This window comes from Saccharopolyspora phatthalungensis (genome assembly GCF_014203395.1).
In the GTDB taxonomy this organism is placed as follows: domain Bacteria; phylum Actinomycetota; class Actinomycetes; order Mycobacteriales; family Pseudonocardiaceae; genus Saccharopolyspora; species Saccharopolyspora phatthalungensis.
The window spans coordinates 998664-1015369 of the sequence record NZ_JACHIW010000001.1; the positions used below are offsets into that span (position 1 = coordinate 998664).

19 protein-coding genes are annotated in these 16706 nt (G+C 68.7%); 8 read left to right on the forward strand and 11 right to left on the reverse strand.

What is annotated here, in order from left to right; all coding sequences use genetic code 11:
• Positions 1–44: 44 nt before the first annotated feature.
• The 3 genes from moeZ to BJ970_RS04455 all read right to left on the reverse strand — a co-directional run bounded on the left by moeZ (position 45) and on the right by BJ970_RS04455 (position 3543).
• Entirely contained in the window at positions 45–1217 is a 1173-nt protein-coding gene (gene moeZ / locus BJ970_RS04445; RefSeq protein ID WP_184724081.1) for an adenylyltransferase/sulfurtransferase MoeZ, read from the reverse strand.
• A gap of 169 nt (positions 1218–1386) precedes the next feature.
• Positions 1387–2397 (reverse strand): DUF3152 domain-containing protein, encoded by a 1011-nt coding sequence (locus BJ970_RS37615; protein WP_312864110.1) that lies wholly within the window; start codon positions 2395–2397, stop codon positions 1387–1389.
• Between the two features lie 171 nt (positions 2398–2568).
• Positions 2569–3543 (reverse strand): alpha/beta fold hydrolase, encoded by a 975-nt coding sequence (locus BJ970_RS04455; protein WP_246470696.1) that lies wholly within the window; start codon positions 3541–3543, stop codon positions 2569–2571.
• A gap of 173 nt (positions 3544–3716) precedes the next feature.
• Between BJ970_RS04455 and BJ970_RS04460 the strand changes: the two genes are divergently transcribed.
• Entirely contained in the window at positions 3717–4337 is a 621-nt protein-coding gene (locus tag BJ970_RS04460; protein ID WP_184724087.1) for a TetR/AcrR family transcriptional regulator, read from the forward strand.
• A gap of 21 nt (positions 4338–4358) precedes the next feature.
• Positions 4359–4655: a DUF4873 domain-containing protein gene (locus tag BJ970_RS04465; RefSeq protein WP_184728864.1), complete on the forward strand. Its 297-nt coding sequence runs from the start codon at positions 4359–4361 to the stop codon at positions 4653–4655.
• On the opposite strand, the gene BJ970_RS04470 is transcribed toward BJ970_RS04465, so the two are convergent.
• Together BJ970_RS04470 and BJ970_RS04475 are read right to left on the reverse strand one after the other, a co-directional pair.
• Positions 4576–4803: a DUF3107 domain-containing protein gene (locus BJ970_RS04470; protein ID WP_184724090.1), complete on the reverse strand. Its 228-nt coding sequence runs from the start codon at positions 4801–4803 to the stop codon at positions 4576–4578. The genes BJ970_RS04465 and BJ970_RS04470 overlap by 80 nt on opposite strands.
• Before the next feature lie 102 nt (positions 4804–4905).
• Entirely contained in the window at positions 4906–5592 is a 687-nt protein-coding gene (locus tag BJ970_RS04475) for a ferritin-like fold-containing protein (RefSeq protein WP_184724093.1), read from the reverse strand.
• Positions 5593–6100: 508 nt separating this feature from the next.
• Here BJ970_RS04475 and BJ970_RS04480 point away from each other — a divergent pair.
• Complete coding sequence (locus BJ970_RS04480; RefSeq protein ID WP_184724096.1) at positions 6101–7729, forward strand: DEAD/DEAH box helicase; 1629 nt, start codon at positions 6101–6103, stop codon at positions 7727–7729.
• 105 nt (positions 7730–7834) lie between these two features.
• A complete protein-coding gene (locus BJ970_RS04485) occupies positions 7835–9082 on the forward strand; it encodes an Rv3212 family protein (RefSeq protein ID WP_312864112.1) in 1248 nt (415 codons plus the stop codon).
• A gap of 63 nt (positions 9083–9145) precedes the next feature.
• Here the strand turns inward: BJ970_RS04485 and BJ970_RS04490 are convergent, their stop codons facing one another.
• The 5 genes from BJ970_RS04490 to BJ970_RS04510 form a co-directional block, all read right to left on the reverse strand.
• On the reverse strand, positions 9146–9541 hold the full coding sequence (locus BJ970_RS04490; protein WP_184724098.1) for a hypothetical protein: 396 nt from the start codon (positions 9539–9541) through the stop codon (positions 9146–9148).
• A 26-nt stretch (positions 9542–9567) separates the two neighbouring features.
• Entirely contained in the window at positions 9568–10401 is an 834-nt protein-coding gene (locus tag BJ970_RS04495; protein ID WP_184728866.1) for a RecB family exonuclease, read from the reverse strand.
• 48 nt (positions 10402–10449) lie between these two features.
• A complete protein-coding gene (locus tag BJ970_RS04500; RefSeq protein WP_221467517.1) occupies positions 10450–11331 on the reverse strand; it encodes a PHP domain-containing protein in 882 nt (293 codons plus the stop codon).
• A gap of 81 nt (positions 11332–11412) precedes the next feature.
• Positions 11413–11985 carry a PH domain-containing protein gene (locus BJ970_RS04505; protein ID WP_184724104.1) on the reverse strand — a complete coding sequence of 191 codons (573 nt, stop codon included), beginning with the start codon at positions 11983–11985 and terminating at the stop codon, positions 11413–11415.
• Positions 11986–12011: 26 nt separating this feature from the next.
• Positions 12012–12173 (reverse strand): hypothetical protein, encoded by a 162-nt coding sequence (locus BJ970_RS04510; RefSeq protein ID WP_184724107.1) that lies wholly within the window; start codon positions 12171–12173, stop codon positions 12012–12014.
• Positions 12174–12339: 166 nt separating this feature from the next.
• On the opposite strand from BJ970_RS04510, the gene BJ970_RS04515 reads away from it, so the two are divergent.
• The 4 genes from BJ970_RS04515 to BJ970_RS04530 all read left to right on the forward strand — a co-directional run bounded on the left by BJ970_RS04515 (position 12340) and on the right by BJ970_RS04530 (position 15457).
• The gene (locus BJ970_RS04515) at positions 12340–12747 is read left to right on the forward strand and encodes an NUDIX hydrolase (protein WP_184728867.1); all 408 of its coding nucleotides are present in this window, start codon (positions 12340–12342) and stop codon (positions 12745–12747) included.
• 476 nt (positions 12748–13223) lie between these two features.
• On the forward strand, positions 13224–14303 hold the full coding sequence (gene corA / locus BJ970_RS04520) for a magnesium/cobalt transporter CorA (RefSeq protein ID WP_184724110.1): 1080 nt from the start codon (positions 13224–13226) through the stop codon (positions 14301–14303).
• 143 nt (positions 14304–14446) lie between these two features.
• Complete coding sequence (locus tag BJ970_RS04525) at positions 14447–14638, forward strand: hypothetical protein (protein ID WP_184724113.1); 192 nt, start codon at positions 14447–14449, stop codon at positions 14636–14638.
• Positions 14639–14974: 336 nt separating this feature from the next.
• Positions 14975–15457 carry a CAP domain-containing protein gene (locus tag BJ970_RS04530; RefSeq protein WP_246470698.1) on the forward strand — a complete coding sequence of 161 codons (483 nt, stop codon included), beginning with the start codon at positions 14975–14977 and terminating at the stop codon, positions 15455–15457.
• A 74-nt stretch (positions 15458–15531) separates the two neighbouring features.
• Here BJ970_RS04530 and BJ970_RS04535 read toward each other — a convergent pair whose 3' ends face one another.
• Positions 15532–16704: an ABC transporter ATP-binding protein gene (locus BJ970_RS04535; protein ID WP_184724116.1), complete on the reverse strand. Its 1173-nt coding sequence runs from the start codon at positions 16702–16704 to the stop codon at positions 15532–15534.
• Between the last annotated feature and the right edge of the window lie 2 nt (positions 16705–16706).

Sequence of the window (16706 nt, forward strand, 5' to 3'; positions counted from 1 at the left end):
GTGTGGTCGGCGATTTCGCCGGAAATCGCCGACCACGAGAACCGTCAGTACGTCGGCAGACTCGGGTCGACCTGGTTGGCCCAGCCCAGGACGCCGCCGCCGACGTGCACCGCGTCGGCGAAGCCCGCCTTGTGCAGCGCCGCCAGCGCCTCCGCGGAGCGGCCACCGGACTTGCAGTGCAGGACGATCTTGCGGTCCTGCGGCAGTTCGGCCAGCGCCTCACCGGAGAGGATGCGGTCCTTCGGGATCAGCTTCGAGCCCTCGATCTTGACGATCTCGTACTCATGCGGCTCCCGGACGTCGATGAGCTCGAACTTCTCGCCGCGGTCGAACATGCCCTTGAGCTCGCGCGGGGTGATCGTGCTGTTCACCGCCGCCTGCTGCGCGTCGTCGGAAATGACCCCGCAGAACGCCTCGTAGTCGATCAGCTCGGTGATCGGCTTCGCCTCCGGGTCCTTGCGGATCTTGACCGTGCGGTAGCTCATCTCCAGCGCGTCGTAGATCATCAAGCGACCCAGCAGGGTCTCGCCGATGCCGGTGATCAGCTTGATGGCCTCGTTGACCATGATCGAGCCGATCGAAGCGCACAGCACGCCCAGCACGCCGCCTTCGGCGCAGGACGGCACCATGCCGGGCGGCGGCGGCTCCGGGTACAGGTCGCGGTAGTTCGGACCGTGCTGGTCCCAGAACACGCTGGCCTGGCCCTCGAAGCGGAAGATCGAGCCCCACACGTACGGCTTGCCGAGCAGCACCGCGGCGTCGTTGACCAGGTACCGGGTGGCGAAGTTGTCGGTGCCGTCCAGGATCAGGTCGTAGTCCCGGAAAATGTCGAGCGCGTTTTCCGAGGACAGGTGGGTCTGGTGCAGGTTCACCTGGACGAACGGGTTGACTTCGGCGATCGAATCGCGCGCCGATTCCGCCTTGGGGCGCCCGAGGTCGGACTGCCCGTGGATGACCTGGCGGTGCAGGTTGGACTCGTCGACCTCGTCGAACTCGACGATGCCGAGCGTGCCCACCCCCGCCGCGGCCAGGTACAGCAGCGCCGGGCTGCCGAGTCCGCCGGCGCCGACCACCAGCACCTTGGCGTTCTTCAGCCGCTTCTGCCCGTCCATCCCGACATCCGGGATGATCAGGTGGCGGCTGTAGCGCGCGACCTCTTCCTTGGTCAGCTCCGCCGCCGGTTCGACCAGCGGCGGCAGCGACGATGCGCCGGACATTCCCAGCTCCTCCTCAATGGTCGGTACCGGCCGCGCTGGCGAGCGTCAGCGGCACCTCACCCGTCCCCGAGGGGCACCCGAACGGGGCCTCACAGAATCTGCAACGCAAGACTCCCCGATGGACTTCCGCAACCCAAACTACTCCCACGATCCGAGACGTCGCGCTCGCTCACGAGCCCCCCGTACCGGCCGTGGGAAACGGCCACGCGTTGTACTTGCAGACGAAACCGTCGGCCGGGATCGAGGTGCCCTGGTCGGCGATCTTGTTCAGTTCGTGCAGCTCGTTGTTCGACACGCTGAAGGACTGCTGCATCATCACCGGCGCCAGCCCGCCCTGCACCGGGCAGCCGACGTGCTTGTTCCCGAAGACGTGCCCGACCTCGTGGTTGATCGCGTAGCGCTGGTAGTTGCCGATGTCTCCCTCGAACGACACCGCGCCACGAACCCAGCGGGCCGCGTTCAGGTAGACCATGTCGCCCTTGCGGCACGAGCTGTCGTAGGGCACGCCGTTGTGGTAGTCGCAGGCTTCGCGGGCGGTCTGCTGGCTGACCAGGATGACCCGGAAGTCCGGGCGCGGACCGGTGGCGTCCACCCGTTGCAGCGAGATCCCGCCCGCCTGCGGATTCGTCCAGCTGCGCGGATCGGACAGCGTGGCCTGCACGAGGTTGCCGAATTCGGTGTTCGGGTTGCCGATCTGGACACCGACTTCGATCTCGACGGTATAGCGGAACAGATGGCCCGAACCGATCACCGGGGAGGTGCCGGACAGCACCTGGAAGGTGCGCGCGCCGGTCTCCGGGATCGGGCCACCGGGCGGCAGGTCTGCGGAGAACATGCCGGGGGGAAAGGTCTGGCCGGGCGGAGCCTCGGTGACGATCGGCTCGTCCGGTAAGTCCGAGGTGATCGGATCCAGCAGCCCGCTGGCCGCCCCGCGTTCGGCGGGGCGGACGGTCTGGAACACCGCGAGTGCGCTGACCACGATGAGCAGCGGCACCGCGTAGATCCGCCAGCCGTAGCGGGAGTGCACGCCCCGGCGGTGTTGGCGACGTGGCCGGGGCTTGACGCCCGCATCGAACTCGTCGGCGTCGGCGACGAACTCGGGGTCCCCGGGTGGCGGCTCGGCGACGGGGTGCCAGGACGCGGCTAACGGCTCGCCTCGACGGCGACTTGCGGAACCCACGCCAACTCTCGTGCGAATCGCCGGTCGGCGGTCGGCGGTGGTGGTACGAGGTCGCTGCGGCGGGCGCGTCACGGTCTAAGCCTGCCACAGACGATCAGGCAGCTTAGGGCACCACTGGCCACTCCGGGTGACCGAAACACCAAAAACCACACGAAATGACGCAAACGGTCACTACCAGGAATCGGTTTGCACGAGCCCGAGGACGGCTTGCGCGACCATTCGTGGCCGCTCCATCTGGGCAACATGGCCCGTTCGTGGCAACACGAGGAGGCGGCCGCGCGGCAGCAGCATTGCGGTGCGTGGCGCCTTGCGGACCGTAACCACCCGATCGGCGCTCCCCCACACGACCAGGGAGGGGGCGACGACTTCGGGCAACCGGTGCCACAGCGAACGCGTCGGCGGCGCGAGCCAAGAGCGCACCAGCTCCGCGGTGGTCCGCCCGAGCGCCGGCCCGGACCACGGCATCAGGGCGCGCTCCTCGAACTCCGCGATCGCCTCGGCAAGCCGGTGCGGCGGTACTGCGTCGGGGTCGGCGAAGCACAACCGCAGCAGTTGCGTGGCCCGGTCGGCGGGCGAGACCGCCGCCAGCTGCCGCCGGGTGCGGGCGCCGAGGACCGGCACCATGGCCAGCGCGATCCGCGGGTCGGAGAGCCGTCGCGGGTTCAGCCGGAGATCCGGCATCGCCGGCGAGATCAACGTCAGCGACGCGATCAAATCCGGGCGCAACACCGCCACCTCGACGGCCACTGCGGCGCCGAAGGAATTCCCGGACAAGTGCACCGGCCCGGCGTCGAGCCGCTCCAGCAACCCGATTACCACCTCGGCATTCGCCTGGCGGGTGAAGCCGAACCCGAGCGGCGGTTCGGAGCGGCCGAAACCCGGCAGGTCCAGGGCGATGCTGCGCAGCCGCCCGGCGAGCAGCCCGGCCAGATCGGTCCAGTTCGTCGACGAACCGGCAAGCCCGTGCAGGTGCACCGCGGTCGGCGCGTTCACTGACGGCCCCGGCGTCTCCCGCAGGTGCAGTCGCATCGGCCCCCAGTGGGTCGGGAGCTCGACGTGCCGACCGGGCGGCGGCTTCGCGGTGAGGTCGACCGCCGGAACGCCATCGGCTACCAACGGCACCCTCGTGAGGTCACGTCGGCGCAACTGAGCTCCTTGGCGCGGCGGAGCGGCAGACGTTGTCGTGGTCACACCTACAGCATGGCGGGTCCGGGCCAGCCCGGATTTCGCTACCTGCCTCTACCGGCGAGTAGAGTCAGGCTCCACTGGGGGCTGGAAGGCCGCCGGGTGTGAGTGGAAGGAATCGGGTGGAGGCGAGGATGACCGAGACCGCGCAGTCGAGCAGAGGCGTCCGGTTGCCCCGCGACGCACGCCGGGCCCAGCTGCTCGAGGCGGCTCAGTACGTTTTCGTGCACAACGGCTACCACGCGGCCGCGATGGACGACATCGCCGAGCGCGCGGGCGTCAGCAAGCCGGTCCTCTACCAGCACTTCCCGGGCAAGTTGGAGCTCTACCTCGCGCTGCTGGAAACGCACGGCAACGAGCTAGTGCGCCGCGTCCGCAAGGCCATCGAGTCCACCTCGGACAACAAGCTGCGGGTGCGGGCCGCGGTCGGTGCGCTGTACGAGTTCGTGGCCGGCGGCGGGCAAGCGTTCCGGCTGGTCTTCGAATCCGACCTGCGTGGCGAACCGGCCGTGGAGAAGGCCGTGGAGGGCGCCCTGTCCGGGTGCATCGACGCGATCACCGAGGCCGTGACGGCGGATGCCGGGCTGGACGCGGAGCGTGCGCGGCTGCTGGCTGTCGGCCTGGTCGGTCTCAGCCAGGTGACCGCGCGCTACTGGCTGGACGCGCGGGAGACCATCTCCCGCGACGAAGCGGTGACCCTGATGTCCACCCTGGCTTGGAAGGGCCTCGCGGGCTTCCCCCTGCAGAACCCCTGACCATAGTCCGCGTGCGGCAGACTGGCGGCGCACGACTCGGTCGACGAGTTCGCCACCCGGCGCAAGACAGATGTGCTGTTGCGCACACCGTCGGGCGAAGCGACTGGCACGCTGTCCGATCTGGATCCCTGGGGCTGCTACCGGATCATCGGCACCGGCCGCTCCCGGTTCCGGTGCCGACCGGACTCCAATGAGCAAGGGCACCCTGACAGGATCAGGGTGCCCCGCGGTTCGATGGTCAGCTCACGCCGAACCCGACGCGCGGCAGCGCCGCCGGGCCGATCTCGACGTAGGCGACCTTGGTGGACGGGACGATGATGCGACGCCCCTTCTCATCGGTCAGCGCCAGCACGCCGTCAGCGTTCTTCAGCGCGTCGGCGACCAGCGACTCGACCTCTTCCTGGGACTGTCCGCTGACGACCGTCAATTCGCGCGGGCTGTCCACGACGCCGATCTTGACCTCCACGCCGAACCTCCGTTGAGCACTCGTAATCCAATGGGGATGTGGCAAGGCTATCCCAGCTCCAGCCGGGACTCGTGAGCGAATCAACGCTCCCGAGCGCCGCACTCAGCCCAGGCCGAGCCGCGCCATTCGCTTGGTGTGGTTGTTCTGCAACCGGCGGAACATCGCCGCTATTCCAGTGAGGTCACCGGAGCCCTTGATGATCAGCTCCGCCAGCGCGTCCCGCTCGGCGACCACCCGCTGCGCCTGCGTCATGGCCTCGCCCAGCAACCGCCGCCCCCACAGGGTCAGCTTGTCGCGCAGCTTGCGGTCCGACTCGCAAGCGGCCTGTACTTCGCGCTCGGCGAACGCCGAATGGCCGGTGTCGGCGAGCACAGTCAGCACCAGATCCCGTGTGGTCGGGTCCAGCCACTCGGCCACCTCGCGGTAGAAATCGGCCGCCAGGCCGTCTCCGACGTATGCCTTGACCAGTGATTCCAGCCATGAATGCGGCGCGGTGGACTCGTTGAACGCCTCGAACGGCGCGGCGAACGGCTGCATCACCTCGTCGATCGCCACCCCCCTGCCAGCCAGGTGGTCCTCCAGCTGCCGGTAGTGGCCGATCTCCGCGGCGGCCATGCTGGCCAGCGCCGCACGGCCGGTCAGCGTGGGTGCGGTGCGCGCGTCCTCGGCAAGACGATCGAAGGCCGACAGCTCTCCGTAGGCCAGCGCCGCGAGCAGATCCACGACGCCTTCCTCGTAACGCTCGTCACTTTCCACGGGCAACGTCACGCGCTGGTCAGCGTCATTCATGGCTGCGAGCCTAACCGGCGGCACGCCCGAGTTATACGCACCACGGCGAGAACGGCCGCCGAACAGGTATCCTCGGCCCTCGGAGGAGCATCGGCGTCCGGCGGCGCGGTCGGCGACCCGGTCGTACACCGTGGGGCTGGCTCCCCGAACGTCACGATCCGGGCGACTCGCGCCCGAGCGGGACGGCCCCCGGACCACTGCCGACGCGAAGGCGGCCCGAGCGAACCGCTCGTCGGCTTTGGCGCGCATGCGACGCCGAGAGGAACGAACCAACAGCGGATCAAGCCGCTGAGCGAACAAGGGCGCGCACCATCACGTCGGTGACCACGAGCACTGCGAGCGGCTGTCAACAGCGAGCAACCGCCGTGCCGGGAGGACGTCGCCACGGATCGGCCCGAACCGAGACGCGTGCGCGCAGGTACCGAGAGAGGCGATCATTCTGACGTTCACCAACAACCAGGCCCCCGACGGCCTCGAAGATCACAGCGGGGGCGGTAGCCCCGAGACGATGGACGACCGGCAGCTGGAGCACAGCGAGTCCGGCGCCCCCGACATCGACGACAGCACGCCCCTGACGGTCGGCACCCTAGGCAACCCGGACGCTCCGACCTTCGCCGAGTTGGACGTGCACCCGGACATCGTCCGCGCGCTGCGCGAAGCCGGCATCGAGCAAACCTTCGCCATCCAGGAGCTGACCCTGCCGCTGGCGATGCGGGGCGAGGACCTGATCGGCCAGGCCCGCACGGGCACCGGCAAGACCCTCGGCTTCGGCGTCCCGCTGCTGCACCGCCTGCGGCTGCCCAGTGACGGCACCCCGCAGGCTCTCGTCGTGGTACCGACCCGCGAGCTGTGCCTGCAGGTCACGCGCGACCTGACCGACGCGGGCAAGCACCTGGGCGTGCGCACCGTCGCGGTCTACGGTGGCCGCCCCTACGAGGAGCAGATCTCCGCGCTGCGCAAGGGCGTCGATGTGGTCATCGGCACCCCCGGTCGACTGCTCGACCTGGCCGAACAGCGCCACTTGGTGCTCGGCAAGGTCCGCGGGCTGGTGCTCGACGAGGCCGACGAGATGCTCGACCTCGGATTCCTGCCGGACATCGAGCGCATCCTGCACATGGTTCCCGAGCAGCGGCAGACGATGCTGTTCTCGGCCACCATGCCGGGCCCGATCCTGACCCTGGCCCGGACGTTCATGACGCAGCCCACGCACATCCGGGCCGAGCAGGCCGACGAGAGCGCGGTGCACGAACGCACCCGGCAGTTCATCTACCGGGCGCACGCCATGGACAAGATCGAGCTGATCGCGAAGGCCCTGCAGGCCACCGATCGCGGCCTGGCGATGATCTTCAGCCGGACCAAGCGGACGGCGCAGAAACTCGCCGACGAGCTCACCGAGCGCGGCTTCGCGGCTGGCGCGGTGCACGGCGACCTCGGCCAGGGCGCGCGCGAGAAGGCGCTACGCGCGTTCCGCTCCGGCAAGGTCGACATCCTGGTGGCCACCGACGTGGCGGCTCGCGGCATCGACGTGGCCGGCGTGACGCACGTGATCAACCTGCAGTGCCCGGACGACGAGAAGACCTACGTGCACCGCATCGGCCGCACCGGCCGGGCCGGGCGTGAAGGCGTCGCGATCACCCTGGTCGACTGGGAAGAAGAGGCCCGCTGGAAGCTGATCAGCGACACGCTCGGCCTCGACAAGCCCGAAGCCGTCGAGACCTACTCGACCTCGCCGCACCTGTTCAGCGACCTGGACATCCCGGCCGACGTCACCGGTCGGCTCCCGCTGGCCAAGCGCACCCGCGCCGGGCTGGACGCCGAGCCCGAAACGCAGGGCGAGGCCAAGCGCCCGCGCCGCAACCGGCGCCGCACCCGAGGCGGCGCGGACCCGCGAATCGGCGATGTCGAGAACGGGGCTCGCCAGGACAGCGACGCCGAGACCCGGCCCTCCGCGCGGCGGCCGCGCCGCCGCACCCGCGGTGGCATGGATGCCGGCGCCCAGCCGACGGAACCGCCCGTCGCCGGCGGCGAAGCGGACGCCGGCGAGCGGCCTCGCCGACGCCGCCGCAGGCGCCGTCCGGGCGAGGCGACCGGCGAAGCCGGCGACGCGGCGCGCAGCGCCGAAGGCGGCGCCGCGTAGCGTCGGTCGAAGGCCGAGACCCGTGAGCCCGTGGAGTCGGAGCGCTCCGGACAGCTCGCGGGTCGAGTTCTAAGCTCGGCCCAGGAACAGCCGAGCGATCTAGGAGTGACTGTGGTCCGGCCGGAGCGGCGCACGAGAACCGACCTCGTCGTGGTGGCGCTGATCGTCGTGGCTGTTCTGGTCGGCATCGCCGTGTTCTGGTTCAACAGCGATGTACGCGCCACCGTCTCCGAACCGGCCGCGCAGCCGATCCCGGAACCGCCCGCCGCTGGCGGCGTTCCCCCGACGCTGACCGAGGCTTGGCGCGCCACCAGCACGGCCACTGCGGTCCCGGTGGTGGCCGGGCCAGCGGTGGTCACCGGGTCCGGCAATGAAGTACTGGGGCACGACCCGCTGACCGGCCAGGTCGCCTGGCGCTACGCCCGCGACATTCCACTGTGCACGATCGGCGCCGGGTGGGGCCGCGCGATCGCCGTCTACCGCAAGTCGGAGAACTGCAGCGAGGTCACCTCGCTGCGCGGACCGACCGGAGTGCGCGGGCCGCAGCGCAATTCCGATGCCGAGTTCGGCACCCAACTGCTCTCCGACGGCACCTACGTGACCGCCACCGGCCATCGGTCTTTCGAGTCCTGGCGCTCCGACCTGGTGCGTACCCAGCAGTTCGGCATGCCGCCCGCGGTGAAGAACCCGGGCAACAACCTGAAGCGCCCGGAGTGCACCTACTCCTCGATCGCCGTGGGCTACGAGCGGGTCGGGGCGGTCGAGCTCTGCCCGAAGGAGCAGGGCCGGATCACGGTAGTGAAGGCCCGCCCCGAGGACGACGAGAAGCCGGAAGAGGTCTTCAGCGTCGGCCTCGGCAGCACGGCCGCCGGGGTCATCGCGGTCACCGACGAGCACGTCGCGGTGGCTCTCCGGGATCGCTCAGAGGTCGTGGTGTTCAACAATTCCGGTACCGTCGTGGCCACCTTCCCGGTGCGCTTCGGCACTCCCGATCTGCGGGCGAACGTGCAGGTCGAGTCGACCACCAAGGGCCGCCTGACGTACTGGCACACCGGCACCGACACGATCGCCCTGAACCCGGCGACCCTCACGCCGCTGTGGACGTTGCCGGACACTCTCGGCCCGGGTGTCGATTTCGGCGGAAAGGTGCTGGTACCGGTGCCCGGTGGCATCGCGGTCCTGGACCCGGCCACCGGGAACCGTGAACGAGTGATCCCGGTGGACCGGGCCACCGGGAACCGTGAACGAGTGATCCCGGTGGACCGGGCCGGCTACCCCGGTCCGGTCCAGCTCAACGCGGTGGGCCAGACGGTCCTGGAACAACGCGGCGACACCCTGGTCGCCCTGCGCTGAGAACAATCGCTACCGGCAACAGCCGCTTCACGATAACGGGCTGCACGGCGCAGGACACCGCGGTCAGGCCCACCACCAGTACCAAAGCGAGCCGAACACGACCGCGAACACACCGAGGACCGCCAGGCCGCCCGGCAAGTCGCGGCGACGGTCTGCGATCGCTTGCAGCGCCAAGGCCACCAAGGCCACCACCAGATGGGCGATCACCGCCGTCGGCCCGGGGCCTTGCTGCCCCCGGCTCGTCGCCCAGAGCTGCACCACCACGAGCGCAAGCGCGAGCAGCAGGGAACCGGTCGCCAACGCACCGGTGAGGGCCCGGACCGCGGATCCGGCTCGGCTGGTCGGCTTCGGCCGGCGCAGCGTGTGCCGGCGGCGCGGCAGCTGTGGCGGAATTCCGCCGGACTCCGACCGCGGCCGCGCGCGGGGCGGCGGCACTTGTGGCGAAGCGGATGTGCGCATCGGCCAGTCCTCCGGTCGCATGCTCGTCAGTCCCCCAGCAGGGCCCACGGGGGCAGGCTAGGCGCAGCTCGCTTTCCCTCCAGGCAGTGCGCCCGAAAGTCACACCACGAGCAATGCCGCCCGGTAAGTGCAGGGAACGACGCGTCCGCGTCGGCCCCCATCTCCAACTCATCCGTTGCGGCCTGCAGCTCCGCTGCTAGTTGCTCGGCGCGATCCTGCAGGTCAGCCAGCGATTGCGGGCTGTGATCCCATCCAGCGACCGTTCCGGTCGGCAGGTGATGCAGCTCGACGCGCCGACAAGGCTGACGCAGATTCCTGCGCACTGCCAACGCGTACAACCCAAGTGCCAGCGACTGCCGAGCGTCGTCGACGCGCAGTCCATGCCGCCCGGTCTTGTAGTCGACGACGACGAGTTCGCCGTGCCGTTCGTCGATCCGGTCCACCCGTCCCTCGGCGATGATCGACCCCATCGGCGCGGATACCCAACGCTCGACGGCCAGCGGCGCCATATCGGGCGCCAGCTGCTCGACGTAGGCGCCGACCCACTCCTGCGCCCGGCGCCGGTAGTCGTCGGCCTGCTCGGGGCTCGCGAACCCGTCGGTCTTCCAGTAGTCGCGGACCAGCGCGGCAGCGCGCTCCGAGGTGCGCTGATCTGCCCGCAGCTCGAAGTACGCCCGCAACGCGTTATGCACCACGGCCCCCAACGTGGCGTTCGCCCAAGCGCCGGAGCGCGTCGGCGTCGGCCGGTCCAGGTACGTCATGCGGTACTTCCGGGGGCACTGCGCCCAAGTCGTGAGCTTGGCCGGCGTGACCCGCACCAGCTTGCTGGGAATACCTTCTAGATCGAGCTGCCCCTGCACAGCTCCCACACTACGCAGCTTCCCCGCTACGCAGGCCAAGCGCCCCGATCAGCTGATGACCTTGCTGCCACTGCACCGCTCGATCAAGCGATCCAGCGAGTCGGGCGGAGTGGTCTCCTGACCGATCCTGATCGTCTTGTTGGTGCCGTGGTAGTCGCTGCTGCCGGTGGGGATCAGGTCCAGTTCGGCGGCCAAGCCGCGCAGCCGCGCCCGGGTATCCGGGTCGTGGTCGGGGTGGTCGATCTCGATGCCGCTCAGCCCGTGCTCGGCGAGTTCGGCGACGACGTCGGCGGTCACCACCGGGCCACGCGCGGTCGCGAACGGATGCGCCAGCACGGTCGCCCCGCCGGCGTCGGCGATCATGTCGATCGCGCGGTGCACCGGTGTGTCGGTACGCGGCAAGTAGTAACGGCCGCTGCCGCCGAGATACTCGGCGAACGCCTCATCGACGCTGGCCACCGTCCCCGCCTTGACCAGCGCCCGGGCCAAGTGCGGACGACCGCCGGGCGAGTCGGGCGGCAGCCCCGCCATGATCTCGTCCGGATCGACCGGGAACCCGTCCTCAGCCATGTGCCGGGCCATCCCGTACAGCCGCTCCCGGCGCTCGGCACGCAGTCGCGCCTGCTCCCGCACGAGCGCCGCCGAGTTCGGGTCGAAGAGGTAGGCCAGCAGGTGCACGGTGATGCTCTGACCGGTGGCATCCAGGCACGAGCAGGACAGCTCCGCGCCCGGCACCAGCAGGAGCCGACCGGGCTCGGACAGATCGCGCACGGCCCGCTCGGCCGCCGCCCATCCCGCGGTCGTGTCGTGGTCGGTGAGCGCGATCGCGTCCAAGCCGGCAGCGACCGCGGTCGCCACCAGCTCAGCCGGCGTGTCGGTCCCATCGGACTCGGTGGAATGCGTGTGCAGGTCGATTCGCACAACCACCAGTGTGACCGATGGGCCGGGGCCGGGCCGAACCAACACCCGAGCGGCTAGCCGGACAGACCGCTGCTGGCTTGTCCGACCTGATCAGAGCTTTGCGGCCTTCCGCTTGCCCACTGCGGCGCGGCGCGCCTTGAGCATCGAGAAGCGGTCCTGCTGCTGCCCCTTCTTGTCCCCGAAGACGAGCCCCGAGATCGCGTCCTCGACCTCGGTCGGGTTCGGCACGTACTCGATGCGGTTGAGCGCCTGGATCTGCCCAGCCGACTCGACCACGAGCGTGCCGTACCCGAAGATGCGGCCCATCATCGAGCGCGCGAACGTCAGGTCGGTGACCTTGGTGATCGGCATCATCGCCACGTTGGTGGTGAAGATGCCGGAGGTGATCAGGAAGCGCTTGTCGGTGACCACGACGCGTTCCACGTACCAGTCCAAGACCTGGTACGCGAAGCGGATCAGGATGATCAACCCCGCGTACCAGAGGACGTTCTGGACCACCCACCCACTGCCCGAGGGCACCAGGTAGGACACCATCACCAGACCCACCAGCAAGCCGACCGCCTCGAAGAGGTCCCACACCAGGGTCGCCCAGTGCCGCCGGACGCGGATCACCCGGCGTTCGGTGTCCAGCAGGTACTCGTCGGGATCCCTAGGAGCGAACACGGCACCCGCCTCCCGCGGCTCGCGCTTTACTGGAAGAGGTTCTGCATGAAGGTGATGACGGCCTCGGCTGCTCCCCGCAGACTGGCCAGGATGCCGTTGACGACATTGCTGGCCTGGTCTGGCGCGGAAAACAGGAAGAACAAGAGGAAAGCAACTCCGGCCCACGTGAGGATTTTCTTCATGTTCACTGTGACGCACCCCGTCCGAAATGCCCTTGAGTAGCCCAGGCGCCTGCTGATCCGTTGTACCGCACTCCGCCCCTTTACGGCAGCTTTGTACCGCACTTGGGTCAGTCGTTTCCGGGCGGGCCCGGATCAACTACCCTCCGTGTTGGTGATCGTATCCGAGAATCCCGTGATCCGCTGCGTCGGCGCGATAATTCACGACCCACGCGGACGGTTGTTGCTGGTCAAACGCGCACATCAACCCGGTAAAGGGAAGTGGTCGCTACCGGGTGGACGAGTGGAACCCGGCGAGACCGACCATTCGGCGGTACAACGCGAGGTGCGCGAAGAAACCGGACTCTCCGTCACGGTCGGCGCACTCGTCGGCCGCGTCTTCCGCCCGGCGCCGCACGGCACCTACGAGATTCTGGATTACTCCTGCCGGAGTAGCGGTGCGGAACTTTTCCCTGGTGACGACGCCGCGGATGCGATCTGGGCGGATCCTGCGACTTTCGCCACACTGGAACGCAATGGGGCGTTGACCGAAGGGTTGTCCGAGGCCTTGAGGTCGTGGGATTGTTTACCCCGCAACGAGTGAGGGTCGATAGGCGACCCGGCATATCCGGTCAAGCCTCGGTCAAGTCCGGGTCGACAACGCGATCCGGGCGGGTCGACAACGACGGTTCGAGCCGAACACGAATCCGGATGCGATTCGCCCAACCTGCCCAATTCACCCATTTCATGCACGGTCGTTCCGCAGGTTGTGACGTTGAATGCGAGCCGTTGCCAATGGCCCACTCGGACGGAGTATCGTGTTCGGTTGGCTGACTCAGGGACCACCGCATCGGTGGATGGCCTTCGGGAGGTGAGGGATCGTGGACAGCAGTGCCGATAGCGCGCTTCCGTGCAGTACCAACCGCATCCCCACCGGGAGGGTCGGCCGCTAGGCGTCGCCCTTCGGGGCCCGGTAGGGATGCGCGATCGGCGAGAGGAATTCCGCTTAGCGCGCCATCCGCGCAGTGTCGCCCGGACCGTCCATCCCCGGGGTGCTGTGCCCGGACCTTGGAGGTCGCCGTGCCCAACTTGTCCTCACTCGGCTTGCGCAACCGCAACGGTCGCGGCTCGCGACTGGCCGACCGCACACCCGCACCGGTTTCCGCCTACGTCGTCGACTGTGCGATCTACATCGACGGACATCGCCTCGAAGGCTCGTGGAACCACGTCGACGCCATCGAAGAGGTGCGGCGGCGCGGCTCCGGCTTCGTCTGGATCGGGCTGCACGAGCCCACCGAAGACCAGATCAACGGCATCGCCGACACCTTCGGCCTGCACGAGCTGGCCGTCGAGGACGCCGTGCACGCGCACCAGCGCCCGAAGCTGGAGCGCTACGACAACACCCTGTTCATGGTGCTGAAGACGGTCCGCTACGCCGATACCGAGACGCGGTCGGCGACAAGCGAGATCGTCGACACCGGCGAGCTGATGGTGTTCCTCGGCCGCGACTTCGTCATCACGGTGCGACACGGCAAGCACGCGGGGCTGGCCGAGGTGCGCAGCCAACTGGAGACCGACCCTGAACAGCTCGCGCTGGGCCCGTCGGCCGTCCTGCACGGTGTCGCCGACCACGTGGTGGACACCTACCTGGACGTCACCGAGGCCATCCAGGACGACATCGACGAGATCGAGGCCGAGGTCTTCGAGCCACGCACCAAGATCGACGCCGAGCAGATCTACCTGATGAAGCGCGAAGTCATGGAACTACGACGGGCCGTGCAGCCGCTGACCAAGCCGATGCAGCGACTGGCCGAGGGCTACACGCCGATGGTGGCCGAGGATGTGCGGTCCTACTTCCGCAACGTCGAGGACCACCTGGCCAAGGTGTCCGAAATGGTCGGGTCCTTCGACGAGCTGCTGACCACGTTGGTGGACGCGACGCTGGCCAAGATCACGCTCCAGCAGAACACCGACATGCGCAAGATCTCGGCGTGGGTCGCGATCATCTCGACGCCGACCATGATCGCCGGGATCTACGGCATGAACTTCGACTTCATGCCCGAAAAGCACTGGACTTTCGGGTATCCGGCGTCCCTCATGGTGATGCTCGGCTGCTGCATCGTCCTGTTCAAGATCTTCCGGCGGAACAAGTGGCTGTGATCCTGCGGTGTAACGAATTTCGCGCCGCCGGCGATGTGCTGTGCGGGGTTCCTGCGCGCCCGGCTGCTCGCCGGGAGCCGTTCCGCTTGTCATTCACCACCGCCCGTTCACATCGGGCGGCGCGAGCGTGTGAGGAGGTTGTCATGCACCGTCTGCCGCAGAACCGAGGGCGGGTCCGGCATCGGCTCCTCACCGGTCCGGTCCCTGCCCGGCGAAGTCCGGTGACGCGTCGGGAGATCGCCGAGCAGTTGTTCCGGCACTCTGCATGGGTCCAGCGAAAACCCGGCGCGATGTGGGACGCGGTTCCCGCCGCGCCGAGCGCCGCCGCGCGTTGACGCCTGCCGGGATCACCGCGGGCCACATCGTGAAAGCGAATCTCCTGTAGATCTTCGTTCTTCACCTTGGGAGCACCGCCATGACTCGCTTGGTCACCAACAAGCTCACCATCCTGGTCGCGCTGATCATGGGGTGGATCGTCACCCTGTTCGTGCTCATCGCGAACCAGTTTTGACCAGTCTGACACTCCGCCCCGGCCCCCGGGGCCGTCCACTGTGGTTTGAATCGGCCACGCCCGGCCGGTAGCCGGGTCTAGCGACCATGCCGGGCGTCGCCGCCGCGACACGGTTACAACGTTGCCCAGCCAATCATCGCGACGCGGGGAGTGATCGCAGATGTCGCTGGTCGAACGTATGTTGTTGTGCGGGACCGTAGTCGTACCGCTGGCGCTGTGCTGCGTTGGGCCGCCGTTGCAGGCGGCCCAGCGGTCTTCGCCGGAACAGCGGATCCTCGAACTCACCAATGCCGAGCGCGCCCGCGTCGGCTGCCCGGCCGTGCGCCTGAACGCCAGCCTGAACGAGGCAGCCGCCGAACACAGCGCGGACATGGCGCGCCAGGACTTCTTCGCGCACACCGGCAGCGATGGCAGCGATGCCACCTCGCGCGTCAGGTCGGCGGGATTCCCGGGCAACTACATCGGCGAGAACATCGCGGCGGGCCACGAAACCGCGGACGCCGCCTTCCGCGGGTGGATGGAGACGTCCGCGCACCGGCACAACATCCTCGACTGCGCCTTCACCGACCTCGGTATCGGCCATGCGCGTGCCGCGGACAGCGACTTCCATCACTACTGGACTCAAGAACTGGCCCGCCCCTGAAATCCACGGGTGCCGGACACCTTCGACCGATCGACCGACAGTGCCCTGCACCGGCCGACGGCCCCGCGCCCCGGTCAGGTGAGGCTTCGGCCCGTGGTCGGGTCGAACAGGTGGATCTTGTCCGGGTCGAACCACACCGTCACCGGGTGGTTCTCGCGAGCGGCTGATCCGGCCGACAGGCGGGTGACCACCTGGCCCTCGTCGGTGGGCACCTCGGCGCGCCCGCTGTCGGCCGCCAACTCGTCGAGCTCCGCCGAGCTCGCGCGTCCACCGTGGAGGGTGAAGTAGACGTACTTGTCCGAGCCCATTTCCTCCACCACGTCCACCTCGCCGGTAAACGACGCGCCCGCGGCGCGGGCCGTGCCGTCCAGCAGCTCCGCGTCCTCGAAGTGTTCCGGACGGATGCCGAGCACCAGTTCGCGCGGCGCGTCCGCCGACTCCAGCGCGCTGCGGATCCGGTCGCTGAGCGGCACGTCGCCCAGCGCGCTGCGCAGGACCCCCTCGGCCGCCTCGACGGGGACGAAGTTCATCGCCGGCGAACCGATGAAGCCCGCTACGAACAGGTTCGCCGGGTGCTCGTAGAGGTTCTGCGGAGCGCCGACCTGCTGCACCACGCCGCCGCGCAGGACCACGACGCGGTCGCCCAGGGTCATCGCTTCGGTCTGGTCGTGCGTCACGTAGACCGTCGTGGTGCCGAGCCGCTTCTGCAACTTCGATACCGAGGTCCGCATCTGCACCCGCAACTTGGCGTCCAAATTGGACAGCGGCTCGTCCATCAGGAAGGCCTTGGGGCTGCGCACGATCGCGCGCCCCATCGCGACCCGCTGCCGCTGCCCGCCGGAGAGGTTGGCGGGCTTGCGGTCCAGGTGCTGGACGAGGTCGAGGATCTTGGCGGCCTCCTCGACCTTCTCCCGCACCGTCACCGAGTCGACCTTGGCCAACCGCAGCGGGAACGCCATGTTCTCGAACACCGTCATGTGCGGGTACAGCGCGTAGGACTGGAACACCATGGCAATGTCGCGGTCCTTGGGCGCGCGCTCGTTCATCCGCTCCCCGCCGATGCGCAGTTCGCCGCCGCTGATGTCCTCCAGCCCGGCAATCATGTTCAGCGTGGTGGACTTCCCGCAGCCGGAGGGGCCGACCAGGATCACGAACTCGCCGTCCGCTATCTCCAGGTTCACCTCATTGACCGCCAGCGCCCCGTCCGGGTAGCGCTTGGTCACCTTGTCCAGCACGATCTCGGCCACTT